Consider the following 18,860-nt stretch of genomic DNA (forward strand, 5'->3'; position numbering starts at 1 on the left):
GATTCACGCATGGCGGCTGACGGCCGCTGATTTGCAGGGGCTGCGGGGCCCAGAAGCACGAAAGTGACAGCATGGCGAAATTCCGTATTTCCCTTTCAAAACAGACGTTTGGCGTGGCAGCTATTCTGTCGGCGACACTCGTCTCGGGGTGCTCCACTGTCGAGCATACCTCGGTGGAAGAGCTTACGGCCGTGCAGACGGTCACCCCGCTTGCAAAACCCGGCACAGAAATGACGGCCTATGCCCTGCCGACACCGGATGGCGCGGCAACGGCAGCATCCGCTGCCCTGTCGGCACAGACAGCCGGAATGGCCACAACCTTGCCTATCGGCACCGACCTCGCGCAGGCCGCCGGCCCGGCACCGACTGTTGTCGCCGTTCCCGGTGGCAAGCCGGGTGAAGCCCAGGCTGTCGCCATGGCGGCACCGGTAGCGGCGTCGGCCAATGCCGCTGCACTCCCGGAAACCGCATCTGCCCTCGTCTCGCCGAAGACGAGCCGCGTTCAGGATCTTCCCGTTTCCACGCTTGCTGTTGCCGCCGCGATGGAATCGGACTTCGACACCGGCGAACCGGTCGGCCTCGAAACGCTCGTTGCCAACCGCATGATCGTTCCGACCGAAAAGCCGAAGATGGGTGTGATCGGTTCGAGCGTCGCCGCCGTTGCGAGCGTCATTCCAGAATCGCTGAAGCTGACAAATGCGCCGTCCAGCTCGCGTCCGGACCTGGACAAGCTTATCAAGCACTACGCCGATCTCAACGGCATTCCGGTCGAGCTCGTGCACCGCGTCGTCAAGCGCGAGAGCAACTACAACCCGCGCGCCTACAGCAAGGGCAATTACGGCCTGATGCAGATCCGCTACAATACCGCCAAGGGTCTAGGCTACGAAGGCCCGGCTGAGGGCCTGTTCGACGCGGAAACCAACCTGATGTATGCGACGAAGTACCTGCACGGCGCCTGGATGGTTGCCGACAACAAGCACGACGGCGCGGTCAAGCTCTATGCCAGCGGCTACTACTACCACGCCAAGCGCAAAGGTCTGCTCGACGACCTCGGCATGAAATAGGCACAGCCGATCATTTCGCCAGAAAGTTCACGAGGCGCTCAATCGAGCGCCTCTATTATTTTGGCGTTGAGCTTTTGCACGTCATAGCCACCACGCGATGGCGTCAGCCCCAGGCGCACGACCGCAAGCTTGAGCGACGGCACCAGCATGATCGCCTGCCCGTCATGCCCGAGCATCCAGAAGGTATCCGCTGGAAAGACACCGGTACCGGCGCGAACCCCGTTTTCCTGCAGCCAGACCTGGCCGGCGCCGTATTCGCCGCCAGAGGCTTTTGTCGGCGTGCGCATGAAGGTCACATAATCCTTCGGCAGGAACGCCCTCCCCTTCCAGCTACCGTCCTGAAGCAGGAACTGCCCAAAGCGCGCCCAGTCGCGCGCCGTCGCATACATGTAGGATGAACCGACGAAGGTGCCGCTTGCATCGGTTTCCATCACCGCGCTCGTCATCCCGAGCGGCAGGAACAGGGCTTCGTGCGGATAGGCAAGTGCAGCGGCAGGATCGTCGAAGCTGCGCATCCACAGCCGCGACAACAGCGTGCTGGTGCCGCTCGAATAGCGGAAGGTCGAGCCCGGCTCGGATGTCGCAGGCTTTGACGCGGCAAAGCCTGCCATGTCCCGTTCGAGGTAGAGCATGCGCGTCACATCGCTGACATTGCCATAGCCCTCGTTGAATTCCAGACCGCTCTCCATGCCCATCAGATCGGCAAGCCTGATCTTCGCGCGCACATCGCCGCTCCACTCCGGCAGAAGGCCCGCGCGCGTCACCTCCATACGCCCCTCGGCGACCCGCATGCCGATCAGGGCTGCTGTCACCGATTTGGTCATCGACCAGCCGAGAAGCGGCGTCGAGCGATCGAAGCCGGTGGCGTAGGTCTCGGCAATCAGATGTCCATCGCGCACCACCGCGACCGCCCGCACGCCCGGGCCGGCAAGGCTCGCATCCTCGATCAGTGCCTGAACGGACGGGTCGATTTCCGCCTTGTCCCCGTCCGGCCAGGCCACATCCGCCGATCTCGTGAGCTCGGGTGTCGTCGGTTCCACCGCCGGCACCTGTGCGGCGAGATCGTCGGCGACGTTGGCGCAGCCAAGCCCCGGGCGGTAAGCGGCATAAGCCGGTGCGGCAAAGCCAAAGATGCGGGCCGAAACCAGCCGCTTGTCGCGGTCCACCGAGACGGTGATGAATTTCAGCAGCGGATGGCCCGGCGCCTGCACGTCGTCGGCCAGCACCTCCCGTCCGTCACGCCCGGCGATGAAGACATTCGAGCAGACGATCTTGGCCGCGTATCCATCGCCGACCTTCAGCAACTCCGGCGGCGCTAAGGCCAGCCATCCGCCGACGCCGGCAGTGGCGACGACAACCGCGGCCCCGACAGTCTTCAATAGGCGTGCCATCGCATCCTCCCGTCTGACGCGAGAGAGAGAAGCAGCATTTGACCGAAAGGAAAAGCCCTTGCGTCGTGCTTCGGATTGCAGGCTATGCCAGCCGGCGAGCGTCCCCGTCGCCAGAATTATCCAACAGGGCTGGAAGATCCCGTGCCGGCAAGGCTGGCGATATCCATGGCCCCCAGACCTCCACCGCACCTGCGGTGCGGGCGCAATCCATTTCGCTTTCCCTGGCGATGCCGCGCACCGCCATCGGCAATCGCAGCACCTGCCCCGTCTTGACGAGACAGGCGAGCAGGGCGACGCTGCGCTCGCTGCCATGGACGTCGCGGATCGCCGGCAGGTCCACAGTCAACTGATCCGGTTGTAGCTCGCCGACAAGGTTGAGCGGCAGCGAGGCGGCTGCGCCGCCGCTCAGCGCAACGCGCACCCCGAGCGCGCGCAGACCATGCAGGTTTTCGCACATCAACGCCATGTCAGCGGTCGACAGCGCTTCCGACACCTCGATCGTCAGCCGGCCGGGCGCCAGATCGGCCTCCTCCAGGCACGTCTTCACATGGCTGAGGAAATCGCGATCTCGCAGTTGCAGCGCGAAGGGTGCCACCGTCAGGCCCACTGGAGACGGCCAGCTTGCCGCCTGACGACAAGACTGGCGCAACGCCCAGTTGCCGACCGTCAGCGCAAGGGCTCCTTGATCCAACGGCTCCGCAAACGCCTCGGTGCCGATAACGCCGCGGATCGGATGCAGCCAGCGCAGCAGGACTTCGAAACCGCGGATGACGTTGCTCGCAGCACCGGCGATCGGGACATATTCCAAAAAGAACTCCCGCTGGGCGACGGCACGGGCAAGGTCGCGCTCGGCCTCGGCGCGCATTTTGGCGGCTTGCGCGAGATGCGGCGCATAGAAGACATGGCTGTTGCCGCGCATTTCCTTGGCTTCGTAGAGCGCCAGGTCCGCGCGCTTCAAGACCGCACCGGTCGACAGATCGCCCTGTTCCAGGAACGTGACACCGATGCTGCAGCCAGAAGCCGCCTGACCATCGACCAGATCGAAAGGCGCGTCGAACAGCGCCTTCACCCGGCCGGCAAGGGTCGCGACCTCGCCATCCGAGGGAGACCCCGGACCGAGCAGCACGAATTCGTCGCCACCGAGGCGATAGACCGTCGCCTCGCCGGCAAAGGCCCGCCTTAGCCGCGTGCCGATGCCGTTCAGCAGCCGGTCGCCGGCATCGTGACCCATGGTGTCATTGATCGCCTTGAACCGGTCGAGATCGATCAGCAGCAGCGGCCGGCGCTCGAACGGCGCACCATCCGAGCGTAGCGCGCGCAGCACGTCCGCCTCCAGTGCGGAACGGTTTTCAAGCCCGGTCAACCGGTCGCGATGAACCTCGTTGCGCAGCCGGCGCTCGGCGCGGCGCGCTGCCTTGAGCTCGCGCTCCAGTCGTCGCGAGTAGGACCAGCGATAGAACGAGGCGCCGGCGACGAAGGGCATAACGCCCGCCGCAAGCGCTCCGGAAACGTTCCAGTGTGCAAAGGATCCATCCGTGAACAGCGTTTCCGTGGTCAGCCAGATTGCAGGAAACAAAGCCCCCAGTGCCGTGCCGGCAGCTGCAAATCGCTGCTCGGGCTTCGGCAGAAACGTTCTTAACATCATGTCGACGCCCCCCGAATATAAGAAGGAGCTAGCACGCCAGGGTTTAATGAATTCTTATGGGTGAAAAATCGTAGTCGGCCATTTTTTGTGCAGTGCGGGAGCTGTGAAAAAACCCGTCATCAAAGTGTAGCGGAGTCACTTTAGAAGCGGCTAAGTTTCAACTGGATGAGCGGCAGAGATGACCGAACTTGCTCCTGATGTCGGCTTTGGCAGAAACAATCCGAAGCTAAAAAACGCCCTCCTGCAACACAAGACCTTCTCGCTTGCCGGCCTCTCCGAGCGCCTGTTCGGCCTGCTCTTTTCCGGCCTCGTCTATCCGCAGATCTGGGAAGACCCTATCGTCGACATGGAAGCCATGCAGCTTCGCCCGGGGCACCGCATCGTCACCATAGGCTCCGGCGGCTGCAACATGCTGACCTATCTCTCGGCCGGCCCCAGCCGCATCGACGTGGTCGATCTCAATCCACACCACATCGCGCTCAACCGATTGAAGCTTGCCGCCTTCCGCCACCTGCCTGGCCACAAGGACGTCACGCGGTTCCTGGCAACCCAGGGTACCCAATCAAACGTCCAGGCCTTCGATCTGTTCATCGCCCCGAAGGTCGATCAGGCGACCCGCAGCTACTGGAACGGCCGCAGCGTCACCGGGCGCCGGCGCATCGGCGTCTTCGGTCGCAACATTTATCGAACCGGCCTGCTCGGCCGCTTCATCGCTGCCAGCCACATCCTGGCACGGCTGCACGGCGTCAACCCGGAAGAGTTCGTCCAGGCGCGCTCCATGCGCGAGCAGCGCCAGTTCTTCGATACGCGCCTGGCGCCCTTGTTCGAGCGCCCGTTCATTCGCTGGATCACCAGCCAGAAGAGTTCGCTGTTCGGCCTCGGCATCCCGCCGCAACAGTTCGACGAATTGGCAAGCCTCAGCGCCGACAAGTCGCTGGCCGCAGTGCTTCGCCACCGCCTGGAAAAGCTGACGTGCCATTTCCCGCTCAGGGAAAACTACTTCGCCTGGCAGGCCTTCGCCAGACGCTATCCCCTGCCGCACGAGGGCGAACTTCCGGCCTACCTGCACGCCGATAACTATGAGACGATCCGCAACCGCGCCGAAAACGTCCAGGTCCATCATGCCAGCTTCACCGAGCTTCTGGCGAAGAAGCCGGCCGCATCGGTCGACCGCTACGTGCTGCTCGACGCGCAGGACTGGATGAACGAGCAGCAGTTGAACGACCTGTGGACCGAGATCACCCGCACTGCCGATGCGGGCGCAACCGTCATCTTCCGCACCGCCGCTGAAGACAGCATCCTGACCGGCCGCCTCTCTCCCGCGCTGATGGAACAGTGGCACTATGATGCCGAGACATCGCTGAGGCTCGGCAACGCCGATCGCTCGGCCATCTATGGCGGCTTCCACATCTACAGGAAGAAGGCATGAGCGAAGTGCACCAGACCGAGATCAGCCATCAGCGGCGCATGGACCACATGTACCGCTACCAGAGGCACGTCTACGATCTGACGCGCAAATACTATCTCTTCGGCCGCGACACGCTGATCCGCGAACTGAACGTGGAGCCCGGCGCCTCCGTTCTCGAAGTCGGGTGCGGCACGGGACGCAACCTCGCGCTCATCGGCGAATGCTTTCCGAGAGCCCGGCTCTTCGGTCTCGACATCTCCGCCGAGATGCTCGCCTCCGCTGCAGCCAAGCTCAGCCGCCGCAGCAGATCCCCCGCCATGCTGCGTGTCGCCGACGCGACCAGCTTCGAGCCCCGGTCGTTCGGTGAGGTCGGCTTCGACCGGATCGTCATCTCCTATTCCCTGTCGATGATACCGGACTGGCAGGGCGCGATCGACGCGGCAATTGCCGCGCTCAACCCGGGTGGCTCGCTGCACGTTGCCGATTTCGGCCAGCAGGAACGGCTGCCGGCAGCCTTCCGCCGCCTGCTGCGCGGCTGGCTCAAGCGCTTCCATGTAACGCCGCGTGAAGCGCTGTTCGACGTCCTGGCCGAGCGCGCCAGGCGCAACGGCGCACAGCTCGAGCGCCGGGCCATCGGACGGGGTTATGCCTGGCTTGCGGTCTACCACCGCCCATCTGCCGCGCCATCCTCGCGGGCAAATCCGGCCGCCGCACTGCGGGGCGATCAGGGGGCTGCGACGATTCCCGCTTGAGCTAACTCAATTTTTACGATGATATGGTGAAAATGAGGTTCACGCCTCGCTGGGGAACATCACCGTCATGGAAGCCATCGTGTGAGGCAGGCTCGTCGTTCGTTTCGAAACAGGACCTCCATGCGCCGGCTTCTCCTGGCACTGCTGCCTATTGCCACCCTCCTTTCCGCCTGTTCGTCGACCGACTACGATCTGATGCAGACCGCATCGATCCCGCCGCGCTTCAACGATACCGACCCGCAGGATTTCGGGGGCCGCACGCCGCACCACCACAATATCCACGGCATCGACGTCTCCAAGTGGAACGGCGATATCGACTGGATGAAGGTGAAGAATTCCGGCGTCTCCTTCGCCTTCATCAAGGCGACGGAGGGCAAGGACCGGGTCGACACGCGCTTCAACGAATATTGGCAGCGCGCCCGCGCCGCCGGCATTCCCTATGCGCCCTACCACTTCTACTATTTCTGCTCGACGGCAGACGCCCAGGCCGACTGGTTCATCGCCAACGTGCCGAAGAGCGCCGTCTACCTGCCGCCGGTTCTCGACGTCGAGTGGAACGGCGAGTCCAAGACCTGCCGCACCCGCCCCTCGCCGGACGAGGTCCGCGTCGCGATGAAGCGCTTCATGGACCGGCTCGAAGCCCATTACGGCAAGCGACCGATCATCTACACCTCGGTCGACTTCCACCGCGACAATCTCGTGGACCAGTTCAAGGAATACCACTTCTGGGTCCGCTCCGTCGCCAAGCATCCGGGCGAAGTCTATGTCGAACGCCGCTGGGCCTTCTGGCAATATACCAGCACCGGCGTGATACCGGGCATCGACGGCGCCACCGACATCAACGCCTTTGCCGGCTCGGCGAAGAACTGGAAGAATTGGGTTGCGGCCGTCTCCAAGCCGAAATGACGACGGCCACGGTTCTGTGCAGAAGCGCGGCAAACCGACCCATTTTCTTCTTTCCGTCATAATGCTCTGAGAGACGAGCAACAGATTGCATCTTTGGTACATTGACCGCCAGCGGCGGCGCATCGCGCCGTGCGGCGACAGAAAGGAATTATCATGATCCTCAAGGCCCGGCATGCACTTGCATCCGTTGCGCTTCTCGCGCTGACAGCCTCCCCGGTTTTCGCGCAGCAGGCACCGGCCTGCGGCGGCGATCTCGGCGCGTTCCTGCAAGGCGTCAAGGCAGAGGCAGTCGCCAAGGGCGTTCCGGCCGATGTGGTCGACCGTGCGCTTGCGGGTGCCGCCATCAATGAGAAGGTGCTGAGCCGCGACCGCGCCCAGGGCGTGTTCAAGCAGACCTTCACCGAGTTTTCCAAGCGCACCGTCAGCAAGTCGCGCCTCGACATCGGCGCCCAGAAGATGAAGGAATATGCCGATGTCTTCGCCCGCGCCGAGAAGGAATTCGGCGTTCCCGCCCCTGTGATCACCGCCTTCTGGGCAATGGAAACCGACTTCGGCGCCGTTCAGGGCGACTTCAACACCCGTGATGCACTGGTGACGCTTGCCCATGACTGCCGCCGTCCGGAAATGTTCCGCCCGCAGTTGATCGCCGCCATCGAAATGGTCCAGCACGGCGACCTCGATCCGGCAACGACCACTGGCGCCTGGGCCGGCGAAATCGGCCAGGTGCAGATGCTGCCGGAAGACATAATCGCCTATGGCGTCGATGGCGACGGCGACGGCCACGTCAACCTGAAGAAGAGCTCGCCGGACGCGATCCTGACCGCCGCCAAGTTCATCCAGAGCCTCGGCTTCAAGGCCGGCCAGCCGGCGATCCAGGAAGTCAGCGTTCCCGAACAGCTGCCCTGGGAAAAGACCGGCCTGCAGCCGGGCATGAAGGCGAGCGACTGGTTCGCGCTCGGCGTCAAGCCGCGCAACGGCGACACCGCCTTCGGCAATCTCGAAGCCTCGCTGGTGCTGCCGCAGGGCCGCAAGGGCGTCGCCTTCCTGACCTACCCCAATTTCAACGTCTATCTCGAGTGGAACCAGTCGTTCATCTACACGACCTCGGCCGCCTATTTCGCAACCCGCCTCGGCGGCGCACCGACCTACGAGGGCGGCAATCCTGAACAGGGCCTCGACGACACCGGCATGAAGGCGCTGCAGACCAAGCTTCAGACGCTCGGCCATGACGTCGGCAAGGTCGACGGCATTCTCGGTTCGGGCACACGTGCGGCGCTGCAGAAAGAACAGCTGCGTCTCGGCCGCCCCGCCGATGGCTGGGCGACGCTCGAGTTGCTGAATTCGCTCTGATCATGCCCGGAAGAACAGCAGCGCGGCAAATGCCCGTAGACAATCATTTCGAGCGCTTCTGCATTTCCGCCTGAACCGAATGCACATCTGCCCGGCCCGGATCTGGCCGGGCAACATTTCTCCCTGCTCCCCCGGTCGCAACGGGCCGAAGCAGCCAGGTGCCTGCCTCCCTGGTCAGCGATAGAAACCGAGAGCGCTTATGGGCCTCCCCGCGCAAGAAGCGGGTGGTGTCCCGCATCTTGCCGCGCTAGATCTGTGTGATGCCTATCCACTGGGCCGGTAAACCGCTATCGGCACACCGGTGGAGACGCGATCTATTTCCGTTGCGCATCCCGACTGGTCGAATAGATCGGCAGCGGCCGCGCATAAAGCGCGAGCAGCACCATGAATGCACCATCACAGGCAGCCAGCCAGCAGATGACCATGCGGACCTGGGCGCTTCTCGCCTTGCTCGGGCTTATCTGGGGCGGATCCTTCTTCTTTGCCCGCGTCGCCGTCGCGCATGTGCCGCCTTTCACGCTGGTGTTCCTGCGGCTCGGCCTCGCCGCGCTGGCGCTGCACCTCTATATCCGCGGGCGCTTCGGCATCTATCAGGCGCTCGCCAGCCGCTGGCGCGAATTCCTGCTGATGGGCCTGATCAACAACGCCATTCCGCATGCCTTCATCTTCCTCGGGCAAACCCATATCGGCGCCGGCCTTGCGGCGATCCTGAACGCAACCACACCCGTCTGGACCGTGATCATCGCCAACATGGCAACCGACGACGAAAAACTTAGCACTGCCAAGATCGGCGGCTGCCTGCTCGGCCTCGCCGGCACGGTGGTGCTGATCGGGCCGAGCGCGATTGGCGGGCTTTTCGGCAAAGCCAGCAGCGTGCCGCTCTGGGCGCTGATGCTGCCGGTGCTCGCCGCCGTCAGCTATGGCCTGGCGGCGACCTACGGCAAGCGCTTTCGCGGCCTTGCTCCGCCGGTCACTGCGGCCGGCCAATTGACCGCCTCGTCGCTGATGATGCTGCCGGTCGCGGCCCTCGTCGACACGCCCTGGGCCCTGCCGATGCCGCCGATCGAGGCAACGCTGGCCATTCTGGCGCTCGCGCTCGTCTCCACCGCCTATGGCTACATCCTGTTCTTCCGCATCATGAGCGAAGCCGGCGCCACAAACGCGTCGCTGGTCACGCTTCTTGTTCCGCCGAGCGCAATCCTTCTCGGCTATCTCTTTCTCGGTGAAACGCTGCAGCCGGCGGATGTCGGCGGCATGGCGTTGATTGCCGCCGGCCTTGCCGTACTCGACGGCCGGATTCTCAGGATGAAACGCGCCGCATAAGCGGAATCGAACAGGCGGGACAGCCGGCAAACGTGCCCTTCCGGGCCACTCACGCTCGGTTACATCGGTTTACATTAACCTTCCGACAGTGATTGTGAAAAAAATGTGGCACGTTAAAATACGTTTTAATTTCAATCGACTAGCCCTGTTGATAAGGCGGTTGTGATCACGCGTTTTTGCACTGCAGCACAAGTTTCCCTTTTAAGCGCCGCTATTTCGCCCTATGTTTTAACCGTCAGCGCAAGGAGGGTCTTCGATGGGACTTACACATTCGTTGAATGTCCTCATGATTAGTGCAGCGTTCGTATTCGTGGCCACAATGCTCTTCATCTGAAGTCAGGCCGCTGAGAGTCCAGACCGAAATAGGACTTTAACTTTCCGGGAATCCAATTTGCAGCAGAGATTTTTGAGGTAGGCCAACACAGCAATCTGCCTCGACGCTGCAGGAAAAAAGAAGGCGCATGAAGGACACCTTCATGCGCTTTCGCTTTTTCAGAACGGCTTTCCGCCGGGACATTCGTGCTGCCCCTGGGAAATCAACAGCTCCCACATTTGCAGGCGAAACTGCGGGGCTTTACGCCGCCGCGCCGGCAACCGCCTTCAGCGCAACATGCTCGCTTTGCGCCATCTCGTCGGCGCGCTCGAAGCCGACGAGGTCGCAGACAGCCGTGATCAGCGGCGAACGGTTCATCGTATAGAGGTGAAAGTCCCTGACGCCACGGCGGGCGAGATCGACGATCTGCTCGGCGGCAATATGGGTCGCCTCCTTGAAGCGCTCGGTCGGCTGGTCCTCCAGATGTGCAAGACGGGTGACGATCACCTCCGGCACGCTGGCGCCGCAAAGGCCGGCAAACTTCTGCACTTGGGCGAGGTTGTTGATCGGCAGGATGCCCGGCACGATCGGGATGTCGATGCCCGCCCGGCGCACGCGCTCAAGGTAGCGCTCGAAATCGTCGTTGTCGAAGAAGAACTGGGTGAGCGCCCGCGTAGCACCTGCATCCACCTTGCGCTTCAGCATGTCGATGTCGGCATCCACGTCAGGGCTTTCCGGGTGCTTTTCCGGATAAGACGACACCGAGATCTCGACATCGCCGCGATCGCGAAGCGCCCGCACGAGATCGGAACTGCTCTCATAACCACCCGGAAAGGGCGCGTAGGTGCTGCCGATTCCGCCCTGCGGATCGCCGCGCAGCGCCACGAAGTGACGAACGCCGAACGAGAGAAACTCGTCGATAACCGTGTCCACCTCCGACTTGGGCGCGCCGACGCAGGTCAGGTGCGCTGCCGTGTTGGCAAAGCCCTTCTCCTCGATCATCCGCTTGACTGTCGTCAGCGACCGCGTCTTGGTCGAACCGCCCGCACCATAGGTGACGGTCACGAAGGCGGGACAAAAGACAGAGAGATCTTCGGCCGTCTGGAAGAGCTGCGCTTCCATCTCATCGGTTTTAGGGGGGAAGTATTCGAAGGAAAGCCGCAGATTGCCGCGCTCGGCAGGATAAAGCGTCTGTGCCGTCATTCTCAAAGTCCCCCTGCTTGCATGCGCTGATGTGGCGCTTCGCTCTCCTCGACGGCGCGCTGATCGCGCGCCAGCCAGATTGTCACCGTCAGTTTTCCTCCGTCCGTGCCTTCCGGCGACAGATCGGTCGTCTTTTCCAGTTGGAGCCCGGCCTTCGCCAGCCAATCGGTCATGGCCTGATGCGAGAAGCCGAGCCGCGCATGGGCATGTTCGTCGCGCAAATGCTCCAGCCCGTGCGGCGCAAAATCGATGATCACCAGCCGTCCGCCCGGAGTCAGCATCCGGGCGGCCTCAGCGATTGCCGCTTCCGGCTGATCGAGGAAATGCAGCACCTGATGAATGGTGACGAGATCGAACACCTGGCCATCGAGCGGCAAGTTGAAGATATCGCCGTGGCGGATCGACGCCTTGGTGATGCCGGCACGATCGAGATTGGAGCGCGCAACGGCCAGCATGTCGCGGCTGGCATCGATGCCGATGCCGCGTCGGTAGAGGCCTTCGAACAGTTGCAGAATACGTCCCGTGCCGGTGCCCAGATCCAACAGGCTTTCGACCGGCTCGTCGCCAACCATGTCGCGCAGCGCCGTCTCCACGTCCCGCTCGCTGACATGCAGCCGCCGCAGCTCGTCCCAACCAGCCGCGTTGCGGCTGAAATAGGCCTGCGCCTTTTCGGCCCGAGCCTTCTTCAAGGTGACGAGCCTTGAGGCATCGCGCGACAGAACCGCGTCGTCCGATGTGGCAGACCCAAGCATCGCGCGCACCAGCGACACGCGGGCGCCCTCCTGGCGAAGGCGGAAGTAAGCCCATGCGCCTTCCTGGTAGCGGTCGACGAGCTCGACCTCGGCCAGCAACTTCAGGTGCCTCGAAATGCGGGGCTGCGATTGTCCGAGAATTTCGGTAAGATCGGTGACGGTGAGATCCCCCGCGCCAAGCAGCGCGAGCAGGCGCATGCGGGTGGGCTCACCCGCAGCCTTCAGCACATCCACCAGCGCGTCGAGACCAAGCTCTCTCTGATCCGCCATACCAATCCCCATCAACACATAAAGATATGTTTATGTGATTTAAGGATGTAGCGCAAGCGGATTTGCGCTGACAGAGCAAACTATGCCGCTCAAGGAACAGGACTTTCCACCGTTCCGTCAGGCCACCGGGCGAAGCTTGCCTTCGCACGGCGCCAAGGGGCAGCCGTAACCTTGAAACGAATGCGATTGAAGGAAATCAGGTGTAACGTCAACGCGTTGCAGCGCAACTGCGCGCGCCTGCCGCTTCTCCCATCGGCATTTCGAGGTCAAACGCCTTCGAGCCTTCCGCCCGCGGATTGCATCCGATTGATCTGGACCCGACGGCGTAACCGGGGTCGTCGTCTGCACGCGGCAATCGGGCCAGGGCCGGAGTCAAACCAAACCGACCATCTCGCAGGAAATGCGAGGCGATTGGTTGTGATTCCACACGCAAGACTCTAAGGGTGCCGAAGACGCAAACTTCTGCTCCCGAAGGCTCCTTGAAACAGGATCGCGCCAATGAAGCTGGTGACCGGCAACTCCAACCGCGCCCTTGCCGAAGCCGTTGCCCATCACTTAGATCTTCCCCTGCTAGACTGCGCGGTCAAGCGCTTCGCCGACCAGGAAGTCCACGTTCAACTTCACGAGAATGTCCGCGGTGAGGACGTCTATATTCTCCAATCGACAAGCGCGCCGGCAGACGGCCATCTGATGGAACTGCTTATCCTGGCCGATACGCTGCGGCGCTCATCAGTTCGCCGTATCACCGCCGTGATGCCCTACTTCGGCTATGCCCGTCAGGATCGCCGCGCCGTTGGCCGCACACCGATCTCGGCGAAGCTCGTAGCCAATATGATTGCTGCCGCAGGTGTCCACCGCGTCATAACGGTTGATCTCCATACCGATCAGATCGAGGGGTTTTTCGATATTCCGACTGACAATCTCTATTCAGCGCCCGTAACGAGCCGCGACATTCGGGAGCACTATGACACAAAGGGTTCAATCATCGTTTCGCCCGACGTGGGCGGCGTGGCGCGCGCTCGCGCCATCGCCAAGCGACTTGGTACCGATCTCGCGATCATCGACAAACGGCGATCCGGCGTAGGAGTGTCGGAAGTCATGAACATCATTGGCGATGTGTCCGGAAAAAGCTGTCTTCTGATCGACGACATCGTCGATAGTGGCGGCACGCTGATCAACGCGGCGCAAGCGTTGCTGACATCTGGCGCCAGGGAGGTCTCGGCCTATATCACCCATGGCGTTCTTTCCGAAGGCGCATGTCAACGCATTGGTGCCAGCAGACTCAAGGAGCTGGTCGTGACCGACTCCATCCACGAAACCGCAGCTCAGCGTCAGACCCCCAATATCAGACGGATCACCATCGCGCCGCTGATAGGCGAGGCCCTCGTCCGGACGGCGAGAGAGCAAAGCGTTTCAAGCCTTTTCAACTAGAGCACGTCGCGCTCTTTCAGATTCGCTTGGCGCGTCTTAAGTTGTTGTTTTAACGCATGTCGTTATCGCAAGACCGTGAAAAACTTCTGCGCGACAGGCTTTGGAGCGTTTGTGAGCGTCCGTTTGAACCGGAAACGCTCCGGAACATCCCGCTTTCAAGTGGAACCACCAAAGGCCGATAAGGCCTTCCAAAATCAGAGTGCGAGTGCGACCCCGTTGCGTTCTTCCGGACGCGGGGGCCCCCAGGCGTCGCGGTCCGGACAGCATGCCGGCTGCCGCCCTGCCCATGCCGCAAAACATGGGTGCGTCGCGCAAGACCGGTCTCACGCGACGCACTAAACGTCAGCGCGTCAGGCGCTTGTAGGTGACGCGCTTCGGGTTGACCGAATCCGGGCCGAGGCGACGGATCTTGTCCTTCTCGTAGTCTTCGAAGTTGCCTTCGAACCATTCGACCTGGCTATCGCCTTCAAAGGCGAGGATGTGGGTCGCCAGGCGGTCGAGGAACATGCGATCGTGGCTGATGATAACGGCGCAGCCGGCAAAGTTTTCGAGCGCGATTTCAAGAGCTGCCAGCGTCTCGGTGTCGAGGTCGTTGGTCGGTTCGTCGAGCAGCAGCACGTTGCCGCCATTCTTCAGCATCTTGGCGAGGTGAACGCGGTTGCGCTGACCACCCGAGAGATTGCCGACCTTCTGCTGCTGGTCGCCACCCTTGAAGTTGAAGGTCGAGCAGTAGGCGCGCGAGTTCATCTCGTACTTGCCGAGCTTGATGACTTCGGCACCGCCGGAAATTTCTTCCCAGACGGTCTTGTTGCCGTCGAGCGCGTCGCGGCTCTGGTCGACATAGCCCAGATGCACCGTCTCGCCGATGCGGATCGAGCCACCGTCCGGCTGCTCCTGGCCGGTGATCATCCGGAACAGCGTCGTCTTGCCGGCGCCGTTCGGGCCGATGATGCCGACGATGCCGCCCGGCGGCAGCTTCAGCGACAGGCCGTCGATCAGGAGGCGATCGCCATAGCCCTTGGTGACGCCATCCATCTCGATGACCACCTGGCCGAGACGTTCGCCGACCGGGATGATGATCTGTGCATCGCCCGGACGCTGGTTTTCTGCGGCATCGACCAGTTCGTCATAGGAGCGGATACGCGCCTTGGACTTGGCCTGACGGGCCTTCGGGCTGGATGCGATCCATTCCTGTTCGCGGGCAATCGCCTTCTGGCGGGAAGCCTCTTCGCGGCCTTCCTGCTGCATGCGCTTGGCCTTGGCGATGAGGTAAGCCGAGTAGTTGCCTTCGTAGGGAATGCTGCGACCGCGGTCGAGCTCGAGGATCCAGCCGGTGACGTTGTCGAGGAAGTAGCGGTCGTGGGTGATCATCAACACGGCGCCCGGATATTCACGCAGGTGCTTTTCGAGCCAGGCGATCGTCTCGGCGTCGAGGTGGTTAGTCGGTTCGTCGAGCAACAGCAGGTCAGGCTGCGACAGAAGCAGCTTGCAAAGCGCGATACGACGCTTTTCACCGCCCGAAAGGCTGGTGACATCGGCATCACCCGGCGGGCAGCGCAGCGCTTCCATCGCCATTTCGACCTGGCTTTCCAGATCCCACAGGTTCTGGCTGTCGATGATGTCCTGAAGCTTTGCGCCCTCTTCCGCCGTCTCGTCGGAATAGTTCATCATCAGCTCGTTGTAGCGCTCGACGATCGCGGTCTTGGCGGCAACACCTTCCATGGCGTTTTCGAGCACGGTCTTGGTCGGGTCGAGCTGCGGTTCCTGCGGCAGGTAGCCGATGGTGGCACCTTCGGCGATCCAGGCTTCGCCGGTGTATTCCTTGTCGAGACCAGCCATGATGCGCAGCACGGTCGACTTACCGGCACCGTTCGGGCCGAGGATACCGATCTTCGCGTCCGGGTAGAACGACAGATGAACGTTGTCCAGGACCTTCTTTGCGCCGTAGGACTTGTTGAGCCCGGCCATGTGATAGATGAATTGACGTGCCATAAAGGAAAGCTCCGCATGGGAAGGAAATTTGCCCGCTATGTAGGCGAATTAGTGCAAAGGGGCAATCGCCAAAGGCGCTTGCCCCCGCCTATCCCATGCCAGTGGGGCTTGTCAGCCGCTATCCGCGGCCTGCCGCATCGGCAATGCCCTTGGCGCATTTGAACTCCGTCGGCCCCGCGGCCTGGATCAGCGGCGCGAGCCCGGATTTGCCCGAGACATCCCCGGTCAGCCCGATCGTCAGGCCGGTGATGACACTGCGCCCCGAGACAGTCTGGCAGCGCATGCGCACCCGGTCGCCGGCACCTTGGCCAAAGCTCTGGTCGAACGCCTGTTTGATCGCCGTCTCGTCGAGTTCTGAGCCAATGCGTCCTCTAAAGAGCGCGCCGACGGCCGAACGGTTGAGCTCCTCGAGCATGCGAAGTTGCACGGCGAAATACTCGTCGACGGTGCCGCTTTGGCAGGTGCCGCTGCGCAACCATTGATGTCGGTCAAGCCCCGACTGCACACCGGGCATTGCGACCAGCAGCCGCGCAGCTGTATCGTCGGCCATGGCAAGCTTCGGCAGATCGAGCCAGTCGCCCTTGCGATCCTGGCTGCGCATCTCGGCCGCCACCCCGCAATAGCTCTTGCGCAAGGGCCAGAGCCCATGCAGCGACAGGTTGGTGGCATCGAACCGTTCCGCCGTCTGGCTGGCGCATTCCTTGCGCTCAGGCCGCGTCTCGCAGAAGCCGGGCTGCCAGCTGACGGCAAGCACGTAGTCCGTTCGCGACGAGCCACTTTCCGCCCCAGAGTCGACCTTCTCCTGCGCCAAGGCAAAGCACGACGGGGCAAGCAGCATCGCCAGCGCCATCGCAACAATTGTCATTGGACTTGATATTGCTTTACTCCAACATGCCATGACACTCTCCCGAAAAACAAAACGGGAACAAATATCGCTCAAAACGGGAAAATTGCAACTGGTAATTACAGATGCAGGAAATCGCTTGTGACCTCATGCGTAGAGATCACCAAGCAGCGATTGCCTTTCCCATGCAAATCGATTTGATATCGGCAAAGCTGAGGATTGGTCCGGGGGAAGGCATGTTCGGGCAGGTGAGGACACATCAAAGCCCGACAGGCGCGACATTAAGCTGGCGCCACTTTCCGGCAACGATCGACGCGCGCGGCATTCTTCTCGTCAGCCATGGGCTCGCCGAACATTCCGGCCGCTATGCCCGTTTCGCGGAAGTGATGGCCGCCCACGGCTTCCACGTCTACGCCCATGACCATCGCGGCCACGGTGCGACCCGCGCGCCGGATGCGCCGCTGGCGATGTTCTCGAACCGGAACGGGCTCGACAAGGTATTTGCCGACATCAAGGCGATGCGCGCGCTTGCCGTCGCGGCCCATCCGGGTCTGCCGGTCATTCTCTTCGGCCATTCCATGGGCGGACTGATCACGCTCAACGCCGCCGAGACCGATCCTGATCTCTATGACGCGCTCGCCGTCTGGAACTCGAATTTCCGCCCCGGCCTTGCCGGGCGCGGCGGCCAGTTGATCCTGAAGATCGAAAAGGCGCTCAAGGGCTCTGATGTGCCGAGCCCGCTCTTGTCCAAGCTCACCTTCGGCGCCTGGGGCCAGGCGATCAAGGATCGCAAGACCGATTCCGACTGGCTATCGCGGGACGAGGCGGAAGTGGCGAAATATATCGCCGACCCGCTTTGCGGTTTCGATGCGACAGTCTCCCTCTGGCTGGATCTGATGCGGCTCGCCTTTGCCGGCGCGCGGGCAGATCGGTTGGCACGCCTGCCGGCAAACCTTCCCGTCCATCTCGTCGGCGGCAGCGCCGATCCCTCGACCGAAAACGGCGCCGCGATCCGTTGGCTCGGCAGCCAAATGAAGGCGCGCGGCATGACGGGCGTGTCCGTGACGATCCACGAGGGCATGCGGCACGAGACGCTCAACGAAATCGGCCGCGAAAAGGCGACCGCGGACTTTGCGACCTGGTGCCAATCTGCCGTCAGCAAGGCTGATGGCGCAAAGGCTACGGCCGGCAAGGTTGCCGTCGGCAAGAGGTCCTGACCCGAAATCACCATGGCAGACATGTCCCTCCCCAAGACCGCCAATGCCAATGACCGAATCTCCTTCGGCCTGACGCTGATGGTCCTTTCGGTGCTCCTGTCGCCGCTGATCGACATCTTCGCCAAGCTGGCGATCGCCACCGTTCCCTCGGCGCAGATTACCGCCGTGCGTTTCATCCTGCAGGTGGTCTTCATCCTGCCGATCGTGCTGGTGCGCGGCAGCCTGTTCGACCTCACCTGGCGCAAGACCGGACTGCATGCGCTGCGCGGCGGCCTGCTTGTCGTCACCATGCTTTCCTTCATCACGACGCTGAAGGTGATGGAGGTGGCCGACGCCATCGCCATCTTCTTCGTCGAGCCGATCATCCTCACCATCCTTGGCAGCATTTTCCTGAAGGAAACCATCGGCTGGCGGCGCTACACCGCCTGCGCCGTCGGCTTCCTCGGCGCGCTGCTGGTCATCCAGCCGAGCATGCAGGAGGTCGGCCTCATCGCGCTCTTGCCGATCGTCGCGGCCTTCGGCCTTGCCGTGTTCCTGCTGGTGACGCGCATGGTGGCGCAGAACGAAGACCCGTGGTCGATGCAGTTCCATGCCGGCATCTGGGGCGGGCTTTTCTGTCTCGTTCTTCTGTGGCTCGGCGAAGGCAGCGGATCTGACGTCTTCGATCCGGTCTGGCCCGCCGGCAACGCCTGGCTCTACCTGCTCGGCGTCGGCGTCACCGCCACCATTTCGGGCGTGCTCGGGGTCTATGCCTATCGCTCGGCTCCGGCTTCCGTACTGGCGCCGCTGCAATATCTCGAAATCGTCTCGGCGACGATCTTCGGCTGGCTCGTCTTCGGCCACCTGCCCGACGCGCTGAAATGGCTGGGCATTTCCATCATCATCGGCTCCGGCCTCTACATCATCTGGCGGGAGCGCCGGGTCGACAAGACCGCGAGTATCGCTCCGGTCTCGCCCGCAATCTGAAATAAGCATCTGACAACAAAAGAATGACTATCG

The 18,860-nt window shown here is 62.4% G+C and carries 14 protein-coding genes and 1 pseudogene; 9 read left to right on the forward strand and 6 right to left on the reverse strand.

Annotation, left to right across the window (positions count from 1 at the left end; translation table 11 throughout):
- The first annotated feature begins 71 nt into the window (after nucleotides 1–71).
- On the forward strand, nucleotides 72–1,064 hold the full coding sequence (locus HT585_RS10285; RefSeq protein ID WP_176352801.1) for a lytic transglycosylase domain-containing protein: 993 nt from the start codon (nucleotides 72–74) through the stop codon (nucleotides 1,062–1,064).
- Between the two features lie 38 nt (nucleotides 1,065–1,102).
- Here HT585_RS10285 and HT585_RS10290 read toward each other — a convergent pair whose 3' ends face one another.
- Both HT585_RS10290 and HT585_RS10295 read right to left on the reverse strand, forming a co-directional pair.
- Nucleotides 1,103–2,455, reverse strand: a complete 1,353-nt coding sequence (locus tag HT585_RS10290; protein ID WP_176352802.1) for a serine hydrolase domain-containing protein — start codon at nucleotides 2,453–2,455, stop codon at nucleotides 1,103–1,105.
- 82 nt (nucleotides 2,456–2,537) lie between these two features.
- The gene (locus HT585_RS10295; RefSeq protein WP_176352803.1) at nucleotides 2,538–4,100 is read right to left on the reverse strand and encodes an EAL domain-containing protein; all 1,563 of its coding nucleotides are present in this window, start codon (nucleotides 4,098–4,100) and stop codon (nucleotides 2,538–2,540) included.
- A 178-nt stretch (nucleotides 4,101–4,278) separates the two neighbouring features.
- Here HT585_RS10295 and HT585_RS10300 point away from each other — a divergent pair, with 178 nt between their 5' ends.
- The 5 genes and pseudogenes from HT585_RS10300 (at nucleotide 4,279) to HT585_RS10320 (ending at nucleotide 9,839) form a co-directional block, all read left to right on the forward strand.
- Nucleotides 4,279–5,529, forward strand: coding sequence for a BtaA family protein (locus HT585_RS10300; RefSeq protein WP_176352804.1), 1,251 nt, complete (start codon nucleotides 4,279–4,281; stop codon nucleotides 5,527–5,529).
- A pseudogene (locus tag HT585_RS10305) lies at nucleotides 5,526–6,194 on the forward strand (class I SAM-dependent methyltransferase); the annotation flags it as partial. The gene HT585_RS10300 and the pseudogene HT585_RS10305, both read left to right, overlap by 4 nt.
- Nucleotides 6,195–6,380: 186 nt before the next feature.
- Nucleotides 6,381–7,166: a glycoside hydrolase family 25 protein gene (locus tag HT585_RS10310; protein ID WP_176352806.1), complete on the forward strand. Its 786-nt coding sequence runs from the start codon at nucleotides 6,381–6,383 to the stop codon at nucleotides 7,164–7,166.
- Nucleotides 7,167–7,319: 153 nt separating this feature from the next.
- Nucleotides 7,320–8,516 (forward strand): lytic murein transglycosylase, encoded by a 1,197-nt coding sequence (locus HT585_RS10315; protein ID WP_176352807.1) that lies wholly within the window; start codon nucleotides 7,320–7,322, stop codon nucleotides 8,514–8,516.
- Nucleotides 8,517–8,900: 384 nt separating this feature from the next.
- Complete coding sequence (locus HT585_RS10320; RefSeq protein ID WP_176352808.1) at nucleotides 8,901–9,839, forward strand: DMT family transporter; 939 nt, start codon at nucleotides 8,901–8,903, stop codon at nucleotides 9,837–9,839.
- 574 nt (nucleotides 9,840–10,413) lie between these two features.
- On the opposite strand, the gene metF is transcribed toward HT585_RS10320, so the two are convergent.
- Together metF and HT585_RS10330 are read right to left on the reverse strand one after the other, a co-directional pair.
- Complete coding sequence (metF, locus tag HT585_RS10325; protein WP_176352809.1) at nucleotides 10,414–11,355, reverse strand: methylenetetrahydrofolate reductase [NAD(P)H]; 942 nt, start codon at nucleotides 11,353–11,355, stop codon at nucleotides 10,414–10,416.
- A gap of 2 nt (nucleotides 11,356–11,357) precedes the next feature.
- Nucleotides 11,358–12,377, reverse strand: coding sequence for an ArsR/SmtB family transcription factor (locus tag HT585_RS10330; RefSeq protein ID WP_176352810.1), 1,020 nt, complete (start codon nucleotides 12,375–12,377; stop codon nucleotides 11,358–11,360).
- 498 nt (nucleotides 12,378–12,875) lie between these two features.
- On the opposite strand from HT585_RS10330, the gene HT585_RS10335 reads away from it, so the two are divergent.
- The gene (locus HT585_RS10335) at nucleotides 12,876–13,808 is read left to right on the forward strand and encodes a ribose-phosphate pyrophosphokinase (protein ID WP_210270371.1); all 933 of its coding nucleotides are present in this window, start codon (nucleotides 12,876–12,878) and stop codon (nucleotides 13,806–13,808) included.
- Nucleotides 13,809–14,150: 342 nt separating this feature from the next.
- Here the strand turns inward: HT585_RS10335 and ettA are convergent, their stop codons facing one another.
- Nucleotides 14,151–15,800 carry an energy-dependent translational throttle protein EttA gene (ettA, locus tag HT585_RS10340; protein WP_176352811.1) on the reverse strand — a complete coding sequence of 550 codons (1,650 nt, stop codon included), beginning with the start codon at nucleotides 15,798–15,800 and terminating at the stop codon, nucleotides 14,151–14,153.
- A 118-nt stretch (nucleotides 15,801–15,918) separates the two neighbouring features.
- On the reverse strand, nucleotides 15,919–16,665 hold the full coding sequence (locus tag HT585_RS10345) for a ribonuclease T2 (RefSeq protein WP_176352812.1): 747 nt from the start codon (nucleotides 16,663–16,665) through the stop codon (nucleotides 15,919–15,921).
- 215 nt (nucleotides 16,666–16,880) lie between these two features.
- On the opposite strand from HT585_RS10345, the gene HT585_RS10350 reads away from it, so the two are divergent.
- Nucleotides 16,881–17,861: an alpha/beta fold hydrolase gene (locus HT585_RS10350; RefSeq protein WP_176353267.1), complete on the forward strand. Its 981-nt coding sequence runs from the start codon at nucleotides 16,881–16,883 to the stop codon at nucleotides 17,859–17,861.
- A gap of 12 nt (nucleotides 17,862–17,873) precedes the next feature.
- On the forward strand, nucleotides 17,874–18,827 hold the full coding sequence (locus tag HT585_RS10355) for a DMT family transporter (RefSeq protein ID WP_176352813.1): 954 nt from the start codon (nucleotides 17,874–17,876) through the stop codon (nucleotides 18,825–18,827).
- Nucleotides 18,828–18,860: the final 33 nt, after the last annotated feature.

This window comes from Ensifer oleiphilus, assembly GCF_013371465.1.
GTDB classification, from domain to species: domain Bacteria; phylum Pseudomonadota; class Alphaproteobacteria; order Rhizobiales; family Rhizobiaceae; genus Ensifer; species Ensifer oleiphilus.

Bases quoted from the DNA above. Each gene is read 5' to 3' on its own strand.
- HT585_RS10285 (WP_176352801.1), top strand. From the start codon at position 72: ATGGCGAAATTCCGTATTTCCCTTTCAAAACAGACGTTTGGCGTGGCA.
- HT585_RS10290 (WP_176352802.1), bottom strand. From the start codon at position 2,455: ATGGCACGCCTATTGAAGACTGTCGGGGCCGCGGTTGTCGTCGCCACT.
- HT585_RS10295 (WP_176352803.1), bottom strand. From the start codon at position 4,100: ATGATGTTAAGAACGTTTCTGCCGAAGCCCGAGCAGCGATTTGCAGCT.
- HT585_RS10300 (WP_176352804.1), top strand. From the start codon at position 4,279: ATGACCGAACTTGCTCCTGATGTCGGCTTTGGCAGAAACAATCCGAAG.
- HT585_RS10310 (WP_176352806.1), top strand. From the start codon at position 6,381: ATGCGCCGGCTTCTCCTGGCACTGCTGCCTATTGCCACCCTCCTTTCC.
- HT585_RS10315 (WP_176352807.1), top strand. From the start codon at position 7,320: ATGATCCTCAAGGCCCGGCATGCACTTGCATCCGTTGCGCTTCTCGCG.
- HT585_RS10320 (WP_176352808.1), top strand. From the start codon at position 8,901: ATGAATGCACCATCACAGGCAGCCAGCCAGCAGATGACCATGCGGACC.
- metF (WP_176352809.1), bottom strand. From the start codon at position 11,355: ATGACGGCACAGACGCTTTATCCTGCCGAGCGCGGCAATCTGCGGCTT.
- HT585_RS10330 (WP_176352810.1), bottom strand. From the start codon at position 12,377: ATGGCGGATCAGAGAGAGCTTGGTCTCGACGCGCTGGTGGATGTGCTG.
- HT585_RS10335 (WP_210270371.1), top strand. From the start codon at position 12,876: ATGAAGCTGGTGACCGGCAACTCCAACCGCGCCCTTGCCGAAGCCGTT.
- ettA (WP_176352811.1), bottom strand. From the start codon at position 15,800: ATGGCACGTCAATTCATCTATCACATGGCCGGGCTCAACAAGTCCTAC.
- HT585_RS10345 (WP_176352812.1), bottom strand. From the start codon at position 16,665: ATGACAATTGTTGCGATGGCGCTGGCGATGCTGCTTGCCCCGTCGTGC.
- HT585_RS10350 (WP_176353267.1), top strand. From the start codon at position 16,881: ATGTTCGGGCAGGTGAGGACACATCAAAGCCCGACAGGCGCGACATTA.
- HT585_RS10355 (WP_176352813.1), top strand. From the start codon at position 17,874: ATGGCAGACATGTCCCTCCCCAAGACCGCCAATGCCAATGACCGAATC.